This is a genomic window from Hymenobacter lucidus, from assembly GCF_020447265.1.
Lineage (GTDB): Bacteria > Bacteroidota > Bacteroidia > Cytophagales > Hymenobacteraceae > Hymenobacter > Hymenobacter lucidus.
On sequence record NZ_JAJADR010000001.1, the window covers coordinates 883,277 to 896,316 of the forward strand.

Annotated in this window: 25 protein-coding genes; all 25 read left to right on the forward strand. The window is 52.5% G+C overall.

The window, feature by feature from the left end; translation table 11 throughout:
- Positions 1-31 precede the first annotated feature (31 nt).
- The 25 genes from rplB (at position 32) to LGH74_RS03835 (ending at position 12,867) form a co-directional block, all read left to right on the forward strand.
- On the forward strand, positions 32-859 hold the full coding sequence (gene rplB, locus LGH74_RS03715; RefSeq protein ID WP_226172126.1) for a 50S ribosomal protein L2: 828 nt from the start codon (positions 32-34) through the stop codon (positions 857-859).
- 3 nt (positions 860-862) lie between these two features.
- Positions 863-1,141 carry a 30S ribosomal protein S19 gene (rpsS, locus tag LGH74_RS03720; RefSeq protein ID WP_044515463.1) on the forward strand — a complete coding sequence of 93 codons (279 nt, stop codon included), beginning with the start codon at positions 863-865 and terminating at the stop codon, positions 1,139-1,141.
- A gap of 1 nt (position 1,142) precedes the next feature.
- Positions 1,143-1,628, forward strand: a complete 486-nt coding sequence (gene rplV / locus LGH74_RS03725; protein WP_100337284.1) for a 50S ribosomal protein L22 — start codon at positions 1,143-1,145, stop codon at positions 1,626-1,628.
- A 5-nt stretch (positions 1,629-1,633) separates the two neighbouring features.
- Entirely contained in the window at positions 1,634-2,521 is an 888-nt protein-coding gene (gene rpsC / locus LGH74_RS03730) for a 30S ribosomal protein S3 (RefSeq protein ID WP_226172129.1), read from the forward strand.
- A 39-nt stretch (positions 2,522-2,560) separates the two neighbouring features.
- Complete coding sequence (rplP, locus tag LGH74_RS03735; RefSeq protein WP_135496044.1) at positions 2,561-2,986, forward strand: 50S ribosomal protein L16; 426 nt, start codon at positions 2,561-2,563, stop codon at positions 2,984-2,986.
- Position 2,987: 1 nt separating this feature from the next.
- The gene (gene rpmC, locus LGH74_RS03740; RefSeq protein ID WP_226172132.1) at positions 2,988-3,200 is read left to right on the forward strand and encodes a 50S ribosomal protein L29; all 213 of its coding nucleotides are present in this window, start codon (positions 2,988-2,990) and stop codon (positions 3,198-3,200) included.
- A 2-nt stretch (positions 3,201-3,202) separates the two neighbouring features.
- Positions 3,203-3,493: a 30S ribosomal protein S17 gene (gene rpsQ, locus LGH74_RS03745; protein ID WP_226172139.1), complete on the forward strand. Its 291-nt coding sequence runs from the start codon at positions 3,203-3,205 to the stop codon at positions 3,491-3,493.
- Between the two features lies 1 nt (position 3,494).
- Positions 3,495-3,863 (forward strand): 50S ribosomal protein L14, encoded by a 369-nt coding sequence (rplN, locus tag LGH74_RS03750; RefSeq protein ID WP_073107059.1) that lies wholly within the window; start codon positions 3,495-3,497, stop codon positions 3,861-3,863.
- A gap of 4 nt (positions 3,864-3,867) precedes the next feature.
- On the forward strand, positions 3,868-4,131 hold the full coding sequence (rplX, locus tag LGH74_RS03755) for a 50S ribosomal protein L24 (RefSeq protein WP_100337290.1): 264 nt from the start codon (positions 3,868-3,870) through the stop codon (positions 4,129-4,131).
- 15 nt (positions 4,132-4,146) lie between these two features.
- On the forward strand, positions 4,147-4,707 hold the full coding sequence (gene rplE, locus LGH74_RS03760) for a 50S ribosomal protein L5 (protein ID WP_226172142.1): 561 nt from the start codon (positions 4,147-4,149) through the stop codon (positions 4,705-4,707).
- Positions 4,700-4,969 (forward strand): 30S ribosomal protein S14, encoded by a 270-nt coding sequence (gene rpsN / locus LGH74_RS03765; protein ID WP_135464447.1) that lies wholly within the window; start codon positions 4,700-4,702, stop codon positions 4,967-4,969. The genes rplE and rpsN overlap by 8 nt, the downstream gene beginning before the upstream one ends.
- Before the next feature lie 186 nt (positions 4,970-5,155).
- Positions 5,156-5,554 carry a 30S ribosomal protein S8 gene (gene rpsH, locus LGH74_RS03770; protein ID WP_226172145.1) on the forward strand — a complete coding sequence of 133 codons (399 nt, stop codon included), beginning with the start codon at positions 5,156-5,158 and terminating at the stop codon, positions 5,552-5,554.
- Positions 5,555-5,572: 18 nt separating this feature from the next.
- The gene (rplF, locus tag LGH74_RS03775) at positions 5,573-6,127 is read left to right on the forward strand and encodes a 50S ribosomal protein L6 (RefSeq protein ID WP_226172148.1); all 555 of its coding nucleotides are present in this window, start codon (positions 5,573-5,575) and stop codon (positions 6,125-6,127) included.
- A gap of 9 nt (positions 6,128-6,136) precedes the next feature.
- Positions 6,137-6,487 carry a 50S ribosomal protein L18 gene (gene rplR, locus LGH74_RS03780; protein WP_100337295.1) on the forward strand — a complete coding sequence of 117 codons (351 nt, stop codon included), beginning with the start codon at positions 6,137-6,139 and terminating at the stop codon, positions 6,485-6,487.
- Between the two features lie 6 nt (positions 6,488-6,493).
- On the forward strand, positions 6,494-7,090 hold the full coding sequence (rpsE, locus tag LGH74_RS03785) for a 30S ribosomal protein S5 (protein ID WP_226172151.1): 597 nt from the start codon (positions 6,494-6,496) through the stop codon (positions 7,088-7,090).
- Between the two features lie 6 nt (positions 7,091-7,096).
- Positions 7,097-7,276: a 50S ribosomal protein L30 gene (gene rpmD / locus LGH74_RS03790; protein WP_100337296.1), complete on the forward strand. Its 180-nt coding sequence runs from the start codon at positions 7,097-7,099 to the stop codon at positions 7,274-7,276.
- 13 nt (positions 7,277-7,289) lie between these two features.
- Positions 7,290-7,736 carry a 50S ribosomal protein L15 gene (gene rplO, locus LGH74_RS03795; protein WP_135464449.1) on the forward strand — a complete coding sequence of 149 codons (447 nt, stop codon included), beginning with the start codon at positions 7,290-7,292 and terminating at the stop codon, positions 7,734-7,736.
- A gap of 13 nt (positions 7,737-7,749) precedes the next feature.
- Positions 7,750-9,072: a preprotein translocase subunit SecY gene (gene secY / locus LGH74_RS03800; RefSeq protein ID WP_226172154.1), complete on the forward strand. Its 1,323-nt coding sequence runs from the start codon at positions 7,750-7,752 to the stop codon at positions 9,070-9,072.
- A gap of 7 nt (positions 9,073-9,079) precedes the next feature.
- Positions 9,080-9,850 carry a type I methionyl aminopeptidase gene (gene map, locus LGH74_RS03805; protein ID WP_226172157.1) on the forward strand — a complete coding sequence of 257 codons (771 nt, stop codon included), beginning with the start codon at positions 9,080-9,082 and terminating at the stop codon, positions 9,848-9,850.
- Positions 9,851-9,854: 4 nt separating this feature from the next.
- Entirely contained in the window at positions 9,855-10,073 is a 219-nt protein-coding gene (infA, locus tag LGH74_RS03810; protein ID WP_086592757.1) for a translation initiation factor IF-1, read from the forward strand.
- 9 nt (positions 10,074-10,082) lie between these two features.
- Entirely contained in the window at positions 10,083-10,199 is a 117-nt protein-coding gene (gene rpmJ, locus LGH74_RS03815; RefSeq protein WP_046246595.1) for a 50S ribosomal protein L36, read from the forward strand.
- A gap of 26 nt (positions 10,200-10,225) precedes the next feature.
- Positions 10,226-10,603, forward strand: coding sequence for a 30S ribosomal protein S13 (gene rpsM / locus LGH74_RS03820; RefSeq protein WP_226172164.1), 378 nt, complete (start codon positions 10,226-10,228; stop codon positions 10,601-10,603).
- Positions 10,604-10,678: 75 nt separating this feature from the next.
- Positions 10,679-11,071, forward strand: a complete 393-nt coding sequence (gene rpsK / locus LGH74_RS03825) for a 30S ribosomal protein S11 (RefSeq protein ID WP_226172169.1) — start codon at positions 10,679-10,681, stop codon at positions 11,069-11,071.
- Between the two features lie 130 nt (positions 11,072-11,201).
- A complete protein-coding gene (gene rpsD, locus LGH74_RS03830; RefSeq protein ID WP_226172178.1) occupies positions 11,202-11,807 on the forward strand; it encodes a 30S ribosomal protein S4 in 606 nt (201 codons plus the stop codon).
- 70 nt (positions 11,808-11,877) lie between these two features.
- The gene (locus tag LGH74_RS03835; RefSeq protein WP_226172181.1) at positions 11,878-12,867 is read left to right on the forward strand and encodes a DNA-directed RNA polymerase subunit alpha; all 990 of its coding nucleotides are present in this window, start codon (positions 11,878-11,880) and stop codon (positions 12,865-12,867) included.
- Positions 12,868-13,040 lie beyond the last annotated feature (173 nt).

The window sequence follows — 13,040 nt, forward strand, 5'->3', positions numbered from 1 at the left end:
CAACTGAACGAAACGCGCATTTTAAGATAAAATGGCACTCAAAAAACTAAGACCAACATCACCGGGTCAGCGCTTCCGCATCGCACCCGCGTTCGACGAGATTACGACGTCGACGCCGGAGAAGTCGCTGTTGGCACCCCTGAAAAAATCCGGTGGCCGGAATGAATCCGGAAAAATGACTAACCGCTACATCGGCGGTGGTCACAAGCAGAAGTATCGGGTAATCGACTTCAAGCGCGACAAGGCTGGTGTTCCAGCTACCGTCAAGACGATTGAATACGATCCGAACCGCACTGCCCGCATTGCTCTGCTGAGCTACGCCGACGGCGAAAAGCGCTATATCATTGCGCCCGCTGGTCTGGAAGTAGGTACGGTAGTCGTTTCGGGTCCAGGTGTAGCTCCTGAAGTTGGCAACGCTCTGACCCTGCGCGAAATTCCGCTGGGTACGATCGTACACAACATCGAGCTGATGCCCGGTGGCGGTGCTTCTATCGCCCGTTCGGCTGGCACTTATGCTCAGCTGGTAGCTCGCGAAGAGAAATACGCAACCCTGAAATTGCCTTCCGGTGAGATGCGCATGGTACTCGTTACCTGCATGGCTACGGTTGGTACGGTTTCTAACGGTGACCACATGAACGTTCGTCTCGGCAAAGCCGGTCGTAACCGTTGGATGGGTCGTCGCCCACGTGTTCGTGGTGTTGCCATGAACCCAGTGGATCACCCAATGGGTGGTGGTGAAGGTAAGTCGTCGGGTGGTCACCCACGTAGCCGCAACGGTATCTTCTCCAAGGGTCAGAAGACTCGAAATAAGAACAAGTACTCCGAGCAGCTCATCGTTAACCGTAAAGGCAAGAAGTAACCAATGGCACGTTCGCTAAAAAAAGGGCCGTACATTGACTTCCGGCTCGAGAAGAAAGTCACGGCAATGGAAGATTCCGGCAAAAAGTCGGTGGTGAAGACCTGGTCTCGCCGCTCGATGATTTCGCCCGACTTCGTAGGCCACACCTTCGCCGTTCACAACGGCAATAAGTTCATCCCGGTGTATGTAACGGAGAATATGGTAGGTCACAAACTCGGTGAGTTTGCCCCGACCCGTAACTTCCGTGGCCATATCGCCAAGAAAGATAAAGGCAAGCGCTAAGATGGAAGCTACCGCTAAACTCCGCAATGTGCCTACCTCGCCTCGCAAGATGCGCATGGTAGCCAACCTGGTACGTGGTCAGAAAGTGACCCGCGCCTTGGGCTTGCTGAAATTCGAAGCTAACTCGGGTGCTGAGAAAATCGAGAAACTGCTCCTGTCGGCTTTGGCCAACTGGCAGCAGAAGAACGAGGACGAGCGCATCGAGGATGCTAACCTCTACATCAAAGAGATTTTCGTTGATGAAGGACGTCAGCTGAAGCGTCTGCGCCCCGCCCCTCAGGGTCGTGGTCACCGCATCCGCAAGCGTAGCAACCACGTGACGCTGACTATCGACACGAAAGTAGAAGCACTGGGAAGCAAGGCTGCTGTAAAGCAGGCTGCTGAAACCAAACCTGCTACTGACGCTGTTGCTGAAGCTCCGAAAAAAACTACTCGTCGTAGCTCAGCTAAGAAATCCAACGAAACCTCGGCTGAAGCCACCGCATAAGCACTATGGGACAGAAAGTAAATCCGGTTGGCTTCCGTCTGGGCGTCATCAAAGGGTGGGACTCGAACTGGTACGGCGGCAAGGACTTTGCCGACAAGCTGGTTGAGGACGAAAAAATCCGCAAATACATCATGGCTCGTATCCCGAAAGGTGGCATTAGCCGCATCGTGATTGAGCGTACTCTGAAGCGTATCACCATCACCATCAACACGGCTCGTCCGGGTGTGGTAATCGGTAAAGGCGGTGCAGAGGTTGATAAAATCAAGGACGAGCTGAAGCAGATCACTAGCAAGGACGTTCAGATCAACATCTTCGAAATTAAGCGTCCCGAGCTCGACGCGAAACTGGTAGGCGAGAGCATTGCTCAGCAGCTCCAGGCTCGTATCTCGTTCCGTCGCGCCATGAAGATGTCGATTCAGGCTGCAATGCGTGTTGGTGCCGAAGGCATCAAGATTCAGTGCGGTGGCCGTCTGGGTGGTGCTGAAATTGCCCGTTCCGAGCAGTACAAAGAAGGTCGTACGCCGCTGCACACGCTGCGCGCTGATATCGACTACGCTTTGTCGGAGGCTCAGACCGTATATGGCAAGATCGGCATCAAGGTGTGGATCATGCGTGGTGAGGTATTTGGCAAGCCTGACTTGTCGCCGAACCAGCAGCCTGCTAACCAAGGTAACGATACGCGCGGCGGCAACGACCGTGGCCCACGTGGCGACCGTAACGACCGTGGTGGTGACCGTGGCCCACGTGGCCCACGCAATGACCGTGGCGGTGATAACCGTGGTGGTCAGGGTGGCGGTGGTGCCGCAGGTGGTGGTCAGCGTCGCGGTGGCGGTGCTCCCGGTGCCGGTGGTGGTGCCAACCGTGGCGGTGGTCAGGGCGGCCCACGTCGCTAGTCCTTTTTCCTTTTCTGAAATTTCAATTTTCAATAACTCATGTTACAACCGAAACGGACCAAGTATCGCAAGATGCAAAAGGGTCGCGTGACAGGCTTGGCCTTCCGCGGCAGCTCCATAGACTTCGGTTCCTTCGCTATCAAATCGTTGGAAGTGGCTTGGATTACGGCTCGTCAGATTGAGGCAGCCCGTATCGCCATGACCCGCGCCATGAAACGTGAAGGTCAAGTATGGATCCGTATTTTTCCAGATAAGCCTATCACCAAGAAGCCCGCTGAAGTTCGCATGGGTAAGGGTAAGGGTTCCCCAGAATATTGGGTAGCCTGCGTGAAGCCCGGTACCATCATGTTCGAATCGGATGGCGTGCCGCTGGAAGTGGCTCAGGAATCCCTGCGTTTAGCTGCGCAGAAACTGCCAGTGAAAACTAAGTTTGTTGTTCGTCGCGACTACGAAGAGAACAAGTAAGATGAAGAACGCAGAAATCCAAGCCCTTTCGCTAGAAGCGCTGAAGGAGCAAATCAAGACTGAACAAGCCGGTGGCCAGGCATTGCGTTTTGCGCATGCTATTTCGCCCCTGGAAAACCCAGTTCGCCTGAAGCATAGCCGCCGTAACGTAGCTCGTCTGAAGACTGAGTTGACCCGTCGCGAAAACGAGCAGGCAAACCAAACTGCTAAATAACGATGGCAACCAACGAAGAACAGCAGGCTACTACCGCCGAAGAGCGGAACCTGCGGAAAGAAATCATCGGGCGCGTAACTTCTGCCAAAATGGATAAATCCATCACGGTAGTAGTAGAAAGCAAAATGAAACACCCGATCTACGGCAAGTTCGTTACCAAGTCGACCAAGTTTATGGCTCACGACGAAAGTAACGAGTGTGGCGAAGGCGACACGGTTCGCATCATGTCGACCCGCCCGCTGAGCAAGAACAAGCGCTGGAGATTGGTAGAAATTGTAGAACGCGCCAAATAAGATGATACAGCAAGAATCCCGTCTGACCGTCGCTGATAACAGCGGCGCCAAAGAAGTTCTCTGCATTCGTGTCCTCGGTGGCACGGGCAAGAAATACGCCAGCGTAGGCGACAAGATCGTCGTTTCGATCAAGTCGGCTATTCCTTCCGGCAATGCCAAGAAAGGCACTGTATCGAAGGCTGTGGTAGTTCGCACAAAGAAGGAAGTACGCCGCAAAGACGGTTCGTACATCCGCTTTGACGACAACGCCGCCGTGCTGCTTAACAACAACGATGAGCCCCGTGGTACCCGTATTTTCGGCCCAGTAGCTCGTGAGTTGCGTGAGCGTCAGTTCATGAAGATTGTTTCACTAGCTCCTGAAGTTCTCTAAGCATATGGCAACGAAGACGAAAGCTCAGCCCGTGAAACTGCACGTCAAAACCGGTGATACCGTTCTGGTAATTGCTGGTGATGAGCGTGGCAAGACCGGCGTTATCAAGTCGGTAAACCGTTCAACGCAGCGCGTTATCGTGGAAGGCCTGAACTTGGTGACCAAGCACAATAAACCCAGTGCTAAAAACCCGCAAGGGGGTATCACCAAGATCGAAGCTCCCATCCACGTATCCAACGTGAAGGCAGTTGAATCGAAAAACGCCTAACCCGGTACGACGACAATGGCCCGACTGAAAGATATATATCAAAAAGAAGTAGTACCCGCGCTCCAGGAGAAATTCCAGTTCAAGAGCATCATGCAGGTACCACGCATCACCAAGATCTGCATCAACCGTGGTATTGGTTCGGCAGTAGCCGACAAGAAGCTGGTTGACAATGGTGTGGATGAGCTGACGACCATTACCGGTCAGAAAGCTGTTCCTACCATCGCCAAGCGTTCGGTGTCTAACTTCAAACTCCGTGAGGGTATGCCAATCGGCGCCCGCGTAACGTTGCGCGGTGAGCAGATGTACGAATTCATGGACCGTTTGCTGACGGTTGCGCTCCCCCGGGTTCGTGACTTCAAAGGCATCAACGACAAAGGCTTTGACGGCCGGGGTAACTATACCCTCGGTATCAAGGAGCAGATCATTTTTCCTGAGATTTCGATCGACAAGATCAAGTCAATCTCGGGTATGGACATTACCTTCGTAACGTCGGCTGAAAACGACGAGCAGAGCTACGAGCTCCTCAAAGCTTTCGGAATGCCGTTCGCTAACGCCAAGAAAGAAAACAATGGCTAAGGAATCCGTCAAAGCAAGAGAAAGAAAGCGCATCGCCACGGTAGAACGTTACGCTGAGAAGCGTAAGGCTCTGAAAGCCGCCGGCGACTACGAAGGCCTGGACAAGTTGCCCCGCAACGCCTCGCCCGTACGCGTCCACAACCGGGACAAGATCAACGGTCGTCCTCGTGGCTACATGCGTAAATTCGGCATCAGCCGCGTTACGTTCCGCGAAATGGCTTTGGCTGGTAAGATCCCCGGCGTAACGAAGTCGAGCTGGTAATACAGCTTTTGCCTTACTTATCCTAAGGCAGTGATATTTGGCAGGTTGCCGAAAGAAACCATTGGCCGAGCCTAAGTAAGTCGAGCCAAGTAGTCTTAACCGAAAATTTCGTCGCCACTTTCAAATGGCGGCGAAATTTTCATATCTTTGCGGCTCCCTAAAAAACGGGCTGCTCTCATCTACACAATGAATACAGATCCAATTGCCGACTTCCTGACCCGGGTGCGCAATGCCATCAAGGCAAACCACCGGGTAGTCGAAATTCCGGCCAGCAACATCAAGAAGGAAATCACGAAAGTGCTTTACCATAAGGGTTATATCCAGAGCTACCGCTTTGATGACTCTTCGGTACAGGGCACCATCAAGATTGCCTTGAAGTACAACCCGACTACGAAGCAGCCTGCTATTACCAAACTGGAGCGCGTAAGCTCGCCCGGTCTGCGTAAGTATGCTGACGTGGAGAACATGCCCCGCGTATTGAGCGGCTTGGGTATTGCTATCCTCTCTACCTCGAAAGGGGTAATGACGGAGAAAGAGGCGAAAGCCCAGAACGTGGGTGGTGAAGTATTGTGCCACGTTTACTAATCGAGGAAAAACGAGACTATGTCACGCATTGGTAAACTGCCGATCAACCTGCCTTCGGGCGTTCAGGTTGAAGTAAGCAACGAAAACACCGTAACGGTGAAGGGCCCGAAAGGCACCCTGACTACTCCGGTTGACCGCGACATCACCCTTACCCAAGCCGATGGCCAGCTGGTTGTTGAGCGTCCTACTGAGCAGAAGCGCCACAAGGCCATGCACGGTTTGTACCGCTCGTTGATCAACAATATGGTCAATGGTGTAAGCAACGGTTTTGAGCTGAAGCTGGAGCTGGTAGGTGTAGGTTACAAAGCAGCAATGGCCGGCACTACGCTGGAATTGTCGCTGGGTTACTCGCACAACATCTTCCTGGCCTTGCCCAAAGAAGTTACGGCTACAGCCCTGACGGAAAAGGGTAAGAACCCAATCGTTACGCTGAACAGCATTGATAACCAATTGCTGGGTCAGGTAGCTGCTAAGATTCGCTCGCTGCGCAAAGTTGAGCCTTACAAAGGCAAAGGCGTGCGTTTCGTGGGTGAGCAAATTCGTCGTAAGGCTGGTAAAACGGCTTCGAAATAATTTCGCATCATGGCTTTCGATAAAGCAACTAGAAGAAAACGGATCCAGCGCATCATCCGCACTAAGGTGGCTGGCACGTCCGAGCGTCCACGTTTGTCAGTGTTCCGCAGCAATACGGGCATCTATGCTCAGATTATTGACGACACCACTGGCCGTACGTTGGCGGCTGCTTCCTCGAAGCACGTTTCGGTGGAAGAGGGCAACGGAGTCGCCCTGGCTGCCGCAGTAGGTAAAGAACTTGCCTCCCGTGCTCAGGAAAAAGGAATTTCGAAAGTGGTATTTGACCGTTCGGGTTACCTCTACCACGGCCGCGTAAAATCATTGGCAGAAGGAGCCCGCGAAGGCGGCCTCAATTTCTAAATCATCATGGCAGAATTCAACAATAACCCCCGTGGTGGTGGCAATGACCGTGGCGGTAATGACCGTCGGGGTGGTGGCAATGACCGTGGCGGCAACCGTGACCAGGCGCCCCGCGCCGGCGAATCCGATCTGAAAGAGAAGGTAGTCGCTATCAACCGTGTTGCCAAAGTAGTAAAAGGTGGTCGTCGCTTCAGCTTCTCGGCTATCGTAGTAGTAGGTGACGGCAACGGCACCGTAGGTTTCGGCCTCGGCAAAGCCAACGAAGTTACCGACGCTATTGCCAAAGGTATCGACGACGCCAAAAAGAACCTGGTGAAAGTGCCGCTGTATAAGCACACTGTTCCCCACGTAATGGAAGGCAAATATTCGGGTGGCTTCGTATTGGTACAGCCAGCAGCAGCTGGTACCGGCGTAATTGCTGGTGGTGCTATGCGTGCAGTATTTGAAAGCGCTGGTATCAAGGACGTGCTTGCTAAGTCTAAAGGTTCTTCGAACCCCCACAACGTAGTAAAGGCAACCTTCGACGCTCTCCTGAAGATGCGCGACCCGATGCAGATTGCTCAGCAGCGTGGTATCACTCTTTCCCAAGTTTTCAACGGTTAAGCAGAGATGGCGCAGATCCAAATTAAACTCGTGAAAAGCGTTATTGACCGCCCCGAGCGTCAAAAGCGTACCGTAAAGGCCCTGGGCCTCGGTAAAATTGGTAGCACGAAGGCCGTGGAAAACACGCCTCAGGTAGCCGGTATGGTAGCCGCTGTGCAGCACCTCTTGGAAGTAACTGAACTCTAGGATTTCCCTCGATATGAATCTCAGCAATCTATCCCCCGCTGTTGGCTCGACGCGCAATAACAAGCGTCTCGGTCGCGGTACGGGTTCCGGCCGCGGCGGCACGTCGACGCGTGGCCACAAAGGTCAAAAGTCGCGTTCGGGTTACTCCAAGAAGTCAGGCTTCGAAGGTGGCCAGATGCCTCTGCAGCGTCGCGTTCCGAAGTTCGGTTTCAAGAACATCAACCGCGTTGAGTACAAAGGCATCAATCTGGATGCTCTCACCAGCCTGAACGAAAAGAACAGCACTTCCACCATGGATGTTGCTTACTTCGTATCAGCTGGCCTGGTGTCGAAAAACGCCAAAATCAAAATCCTGGGTCGTGGTGAGGTTACTACCGCTCTGGAAGTTCATGCCCACGCATTCTCGAAGTCGGCTGTTGAAGCCATTGAGAAAGCCGGTGGTAAAGCTGTGACGCTGTAAAGTCTTATCGGCGATGAAAAAGTTTATCGAAACGATAAAGAACATTTTTGCGATTGAAGATCTGCGTACGCGGATCTTCAATACGCTTTTTTTCATTGCCATCTATCGGCTGGGTTCCTACGTGGTGCTTCCCGGCGTTGACCCTGCTCGCTTGAAGCAGGGAGGCGCCGAAGGTCTGTTCGGCATTCTGGATACGCTGCTGGGCGGTGCATTCAGCCATGCTTCGATCTTTGCTTTGGGCATTATGCCCTATATCTCAGCCTCTATTGTATTGCAACTGCTGACCATTGCAGTTCCTTATTTCCAGAAGCTACAGAAAGAAGGCGAGTCAGGTCGTAAAAAGATCAACCAGTACACCCGGATTCTCACGATTCCGATTGTAATGGCTCAGTCGGTCGGCTTTATTGCAACCATCAACGCGGAAGCTATTATTGCTCCCGGTCCGTTTTTTACCTTTTCAACGATGCTCATCATCACAGCTGGAACGCTGTTTTGCATGTGGCTAGGAGAAAAGATTACGGATAAGGGTATCGGCAACGGCATTTCCATGATCATTATGATCGGGATTGTGTCGCGTTTCCCTGGCGCTATTATTGGCGAGGCTGCTGCTAAAGGCATGCGTGGCTCGTTGATCTTCCTGATTGAACTCGTAGTGTTGTTCCTGGTCGTAATGGCCGTAATCGTACTGACGCAGGCTGTGCGCCGGATTCCGGTGCAGTATGCCAAGCAGGTGGGCGGTACAACGCAACTCAATGCCCAGCGGCAGTTCATTCCTCTTAAGGTGAATGCTGCCGGTGTAATGCCGATTATCTTCGCTCAGTCGCTGATGTTTGTGCCCGCCATTGTAGCTTCAGTATGGCAGGCAGATAGTGATTTTGCTGCTACAGTAGGACAGAAGTTTTCGGACTATACTTCCTGGCAGTATAACCTAGTTTTTGCTACGCTAATCATCGTCTTTACTTACTTCTACACGGCCATTAGTGTCAACCCCAACCAGATTGCGGATGACCTGAAACGCAGTGGTGGTTTTGTGCCTGGGGTGAAACCCGGTCGTGATACCTCGGAGCATATCGATGAGATTCTGACACACATTACTCTGCCCGGTGCAATTGTGCTGGCGCTCATAGCCATCTTCCCGGCTTTGGCCCTGTTGGCTGGTGTTACGCGTCCGTTCTCCGCTTTCTATGGTGGCACTTCGCTGATCATCATGGTTGGGGTGGTATTGGATACGCTAAACCAAGTTGAGAGCTACCTGCTGATGCGTCATTACGATGGTATGATGAAGACTGGCAAACTACGGGGGCGTTCTACTCCAAACGTAGCTTTGGCCTCCTAATTCGGTCATGATCATTTACAAGACCGAAGAAGAAATAGAACTCATCCGGGCTAGTGCGAAAGTGCTGGCTCAAGCCCACGGAGAAGTTGCGGGCATGATTAAGGAAGGAGTTACAACGCGCGCACTTGATCAGCGGGCCGAGGAATTCATCCGGGACCATGGCGGGCAACCTTCTTTCAAAGGGTATAACGGTTTTGAATACAGTCTCTGCATCTCACCAAATTCGGTTGTGGTGCACGGTTTCCCGGGTGACTACCAGCTGAAGAGCGGGGATGTTGTATCGGTAGACTGCGGAGTGTTGTTGAACGGCTACCATGCCGATAGTGCTTACACCTACCCGGTAGGGGAAGTGGCGCCGGAAGTGCTCAAGCTTCTGGAAGAAACCAAAAAGTCGCTGTATCTGGGCATTGAACAGGCAGTGGCAGGCAACCGAATGGGCGACCTGGGCTATGCCATCCAGAACCACGTTGAGAAACAGGGCTATGGAGTAGTGCGGGAACTTGTGGGCCACGGAATTGGTCAGAAGCTCCACGAGCGGCCAGAAGTACCAAACTACGGTAAACGTGGGGCGGGCCTTAAGTTGCAGACGGGGCTGGTGCTGGCCATTGAGCCCATGGTGAATCTGGGAACGAAGAGTGTGATTCAGGAGAAGGATGGCTGGACTATCCGAACCAAGGATTTCAAACCTTCAGCGCATTTTGAGCACACAGTCGTAGTACGTAAAGACAAAGCGGAGATTCTCACTTCCTTTGAATACATAGAAAAAGCCTTACAGTAGCCTTATGGCCAAACAATCCTCCATTGAACAGGACGGAGTCATTCTGGAAGCCCTCTCAAACGCCATGTTCCGCGTGGAGTTAGAAAACGGCCACCAGCTCGTTGCTCACATTTCGGGCAAAATGCGAATGCACTACATCAAAATCCTGCCGGGCGATAAGGTGAAGCTGGAAATGTCCCCTTACGACTTGTCGAAGGGCCGAATTGTTTACCGTTACAAATAACCCGACGACATGAAAGTCAAAACCTCGGTCAAGAAACGCAGCGTTGACTGTAAGCTTGTTCGCCGCAACGGCAAGCTCTACGTCATCAACAAAAAGAACCCACGCTTCAAACAGCGTCAGGGTTAGTAGCACCAGACTTTTTAAGAAAGCAAATGGCTCGTATTGCAGGGGTAGATATCCCGGACAACAAGCGCGGTGAAATCGCGCTGACCTACATTTTCGGCATCGGCCGTTCATCCGCTCAGAAAATCCTGACTAAGGCCGGCATCGACCTCAGCAAGAAAGTGAAGGACTGGACGGAAGCGGAAGCTGGCGAAATCCGTAGCATCATTGCCGCGGAAGTAAAGACTGAAGGTGTTCTGCGCTCGGAAGTGCAGCTGAACATCAAGCGCCTGATGGACATCGGTTGCTACCGTGGTCTGCGTCACCGTAAAGGTCTGCCAGTTCGTGGTCAGCGTACCAAGAACAATTCGCGGACGCGCAAAGGCAAACGGAAGACCGTTGCCAACAAGAAAAAAGCTACTAAATAAATTGTAGCGGGAATCGAAGCCGGTTCAGGATTCTGAACCGGCTTCAACACCTTCCGCAGTTTTTGCGATAACCAAATGGCACAAAAAAGAAAAGACAAGGCTAAAAAGCGCGTTGTCATTGTTGAGCAGATTGGCCAGATTCACATCAAGGCTTCCTTCAACAACATCATCATCTCCATCACCAACAACAATGGCCAGGTTATTTCCTGGGCATCAGCTGGTAAGATGGGTTTCAAAGGTTCTAAGAAGAACACGCCCTACGCTGCCCAGATGGCAGCTACGGATTGCGCCAAAGTTGCCCACGACCTGGGCATGCGCAAAGCCGAAGTATTCGTGAAAGGTCCGGGCGCTGGCCGTGAGTCGGCTATCCGTACCCTCCAGAACGTGGGCATTGAGGTAACCACCATCCGCGACGTGACCCCGCTGCCGCACAACGGCTGCCGTCCTCCTAAGCGTCGTCGCGTCTGATATACTGAACTCGCGAACTATTTGGTTCGCCCCTGTGTCGGGTTTCCGATCCGGCTTGCACTACGTGTGAGCCGCATCCGAGGAGCCCGACACGCGTGGTTCAACCCCTGAAAAACTCAAATACCCCGAAATGGCACGTTATACTGGTCCTAAAACCAAGATTGCCCGTCGCTTCGCAGAGCCAATCTTCGGCCCAAGCAAGGCACTCAACAAAAAGAACTACCCTCCAGGCCAGCACGGCCGTGGCCGCCGCAAGAAGCAGTCGGAATACGCTGTGCAGTTGATGGAGAAGCAGAAAGTGAAGTACATGTACGGTGTACTGGAGAAGCAATTCGAAAACCTGTTCCACAAAGCTGCAGCGCTGCCCGGTATCACCGGTGACAACCTGCTCGGTCTGCTCGAGTCGCGGCTGGACAACACGGTATATCGTTTCGGCATTGCTCCGACCCGTCGTGCTGCCCGTCAGCTCGTACTGCACAAGCACATCACGGTAAACGATGAAGTAGTAAACATTGCTTCGTACAAGCTCCGCGCTGGTGACGTAGTAGCTGTTCGCGAAAAGTCGAAGTCTTTGGAAGCCATCACCACCAGCCTGAGTGCCCGCAACGCGCGTGCTTTCTCGTGGCTGGAGTGGGACGGCAAGGAATTGGTGGGCAAGTTCTTGAACGCCCCCTCGCGTGACCTGATTCCGGAGAAAATCACGGAGCAGCTCATCGTCGAGCTTTACTCGAAGTAATTACTGGAACCCGGCTTATGGTCGGGTTCTTACTTCGTTTTTTCCTTGTTGTATTTTTAAAGCCCCACTTATGTCAATCTTAGCTTTTCAAATGCCGGAGAAAGTAGTGATGGAGAAATCCGACGACTTCTACGGAACATTTGAATTCAAACCGCTGGAGAAAGGCTACGGCGTCACGATCGGCAACGCATTGCGCCGCATCCTGCTGTCGTCGCTGGAGGGCTACGCCATTACGTCGGTCCGCACTTCCAGTGTGTTGCACGAGTTCATGACGATTGAAGGGGTGATTGAGGACATGTCCGAAATCATCCTGAACCTCAAGCAGGTTCGCTTCAAGAAAGTGAGCGACGCCATTGAGGACAAAATCACGGTCCGCATCAAGGGCCAGGAGACGTTTAAAGCCGGCGATATCAACAAATTCTCGACTGGTTTCGAGGTGCTCAATACAGAGATGGTTATCTGTAACATTGACCCTGCAATCGAGTTGGAATTTGAATTCACGATTCAGAAAGGTCGCGGCTACGTGCCGGCCGAAGAGAATCGTCCTGCCGATCAGGTGTTCGGGCAAATTGCCATCGATGCCATCTTCACGCCTATCAAGAACGTGAAGTACAGCATTGAGAATACCCGTGTAGAGCAGAAAACCGACTACGAGAAGCTCCTCATCGAGATTCAGACGGACGGTTCGATTCATCCGGAGGACGCGCTGAAAGGTGCGGCCAACATCCTGATTCAACACTTCATGCTGTTCTCGGACAACACCATGACCTTCGAAACGGCTAAAGCTGAAGAAGAAGAGACGGTAGACGAAGAGACGCTGCACATGCGTAAGGTTCTGAAGACGCCGCTGGCGGATATGGACCTGAGCGTACGTGCTTACAACTGCCTCAAGGCCGCCGACATCAAGACGCTCGGCGAGCTGGTGCAGCTGGACATGAGCGACATGATGAAGTTCCGCAACTTCGGTAAGAAGTCGCTGACCGAACTTGAGAACCTCGTGGAGGAAAAAGGTCTGACCTTCGGGATGGATCTGGGCAAGTACCGCCTCGACGAAGACTAGGCATTATAATGTGCTAATGTGGTAAATGTGGGTAATGTGCTAATGAGAATTAGCCTGACGTCCACCACCGCATTAGCACATTTTGCTTGTCTGACAGCTTTAATACAATACTTCAATAACACTTTTCACCAGTGTGCCCGAGGTAGGACGGTTCTAATGAGGTAGCCACTACA

What these genes read in the sequence shown, in the direction of transcription:
- rpsH (WP_226172145.1), top strand. Translation starts at nt 5,156, where the DNA reads ATGAATACAGATCCAATTGCCGACTTCCTGACCCGGGTGCGCAATGCC.
- rplF (WP_226172148.1), top strand. Translation starts at nt 5,573, where the DNA reads ATGTCACGCATTGGTAAACTGCCGATCAACCTGCCTTCGGGCGTTCAG.
- rpmC (WP_226172132.1), top strand. Translation starts at nt 2,988, where the DNA reads ATGAAGAACGCAGAAATCCAAGCCCTTTCGCTAGAAGCGCTGAAGGAG.
- map (WP_226172157.1), top strand. Translation starts at nt 9,080, where the DNA reads ATGATCATTTACAAGACCGAAGAAGAAATAGAACTCATCCGGGCTAGT.
- LGH74_RS03835 (WP_226172181.1), top strand. Translation starts at nt 11,878, where the DNA reads ATGTCAATCTTAGCTTTTCAAATGCCGGAGAAAGTAGTGATGGAGAAA.
- rplP (WP_135496044.1), top strand. Translation starts at nt 2,561, where the DNA reads ATGTTACAACCGAAACGGACCAAGTATCGCAAGATGCAAAAGGGTCGC.
- rplB (WP_226172126.1), top strand. Translation starts at nt 32, where the DNA reads ATGGCACTCAAAAAACTAAGACCAACATCACCGGGTCAGCGCTTCCGC.
- secY (WP_226172154.1), top strand. Translation starts at nt 7,750, where the DNA reads ATGAAAAAGTTTATCGAAACGATAAAGAACATTTTTGCGATTGAAGAT.
- rpsC (WP_226172129.1), top strand. Translation starts at nt 1,634, where the DNA reads ATGGGACAGAAAGTAAATCCGGTTGGCTTCCGTCTGGGCGTCATCAAA.
- rplO (WP_135464449.1), top strand. Translation starts at nt 7,290, where the DNA reads ATGAATCTCAGCAATCTATCCCCCGCTGTTGGCTCGACGCGCAATAAC.
- rplN (WP_073107059.1), top strand. Translation starts at nt 3,495, where the DNA reads ATGATACAGCAAGAATCCCGTCTGACCGTCGCTGATAACAGCGGCGCC.
- rpsQ (WP_226172139.1), top strand. Translation starts at nt 3,203, where the DNA reads ATGGCAACCAACGAAGAACAGCAGGCTACTACCGCCGAAGAGCGGAAC.
- rpsM (WP_226172164.1), top strand. Translation starts at nt 10,226, where the DNA reads ATGGCTCGTATTGCAGGGGTAGATATCCCGGACAACAAGCGCGGTGAA.
- rplX (WP_100337290.1), top strand. Translation starts at nt 3,868, where the DNA reads ATGGCAACGAAGACGAAAGCTCAGCCCGTGAAACTGCACGTCAAAACC.
- rplR (WP_100337295.1), top strand. Translation starts at nt 6,137, where the DNA reads ATGGCTTTCGATAAAGCAACTAGAAGAAAACGGATCCAGCGCATCATC.
- rplV (WP_100337284.1), top strand. Translation starts at nt 1,143, where the DNA reads ATGGAAGCTACCGCTAAACTCCGCAATGTGCCTACCTCGCCTCGCAAG.
- rplE (WP_226172142.1), top strand. Translation starts at nt 4,147, where the DNA reads ATGGCCCGACTGAAAGATATATATCAAAAAGAAGTAGTACCCGCGCTC.
- rpsS (WP_044515463.1), top strand. Translation starts at nt 863, where the DNA reads ATGGCACGTTCGCTAAAAAAAGGGCCGTACATTGACTTCCGGCTCGAG.
- infA (WP_086592757.1), top strand. Translation starts at nt 9,855, where the DNA reads ATGGCCAAACAATCCTCCATTGAACAGGACGGAGTCATTCTGGAAGCC.
- rpmJ (WP_046246595.1), top strand. Translation starts at nt 10,083, where the DNA reads ATGAAAGTCAAAACCTCGGTCAAGAAACGCAGCGTTGACTGTAAGCTT.
- rpsK (WP_226172169.1), top strand. Translation starts at nt 10,679, where the DNA reads ATGGCACAAAAAAGAAAAGACAAGGCTAAAAAGCGCGTTGTCATTGTT.
- rpsD (WP_226172178.1), top strand. Translation starts at nt 11,202, where the DNA reads ATGGCACGTTATACTGGTCCTAAAACCAAGATTGCCCGTCGCTTCGCA.
- rpmD (WP_100337296.1), top strand. Translation starts at nt 7,097, where the DNA reads ATGGCGCAGATCCAAATTAAACTCGTGAAAAGCGTTATTGACCGCCCC.
- rpsE (WP_226172151.1), top strand. Translation starts at nt 6,494, where the DNA reads ATGGCAGAATTCAACAATAACCCCCGTGGTGGTGGCAATGACCGTGGC.
- rpsN (WP_135464447.1), top strand. Translation starts at nt 4,700, where the DNA reads ATGGCTAAGGAATCCGTCAAAGCAAGAGAAAGAAAGCGCATCGCCACG.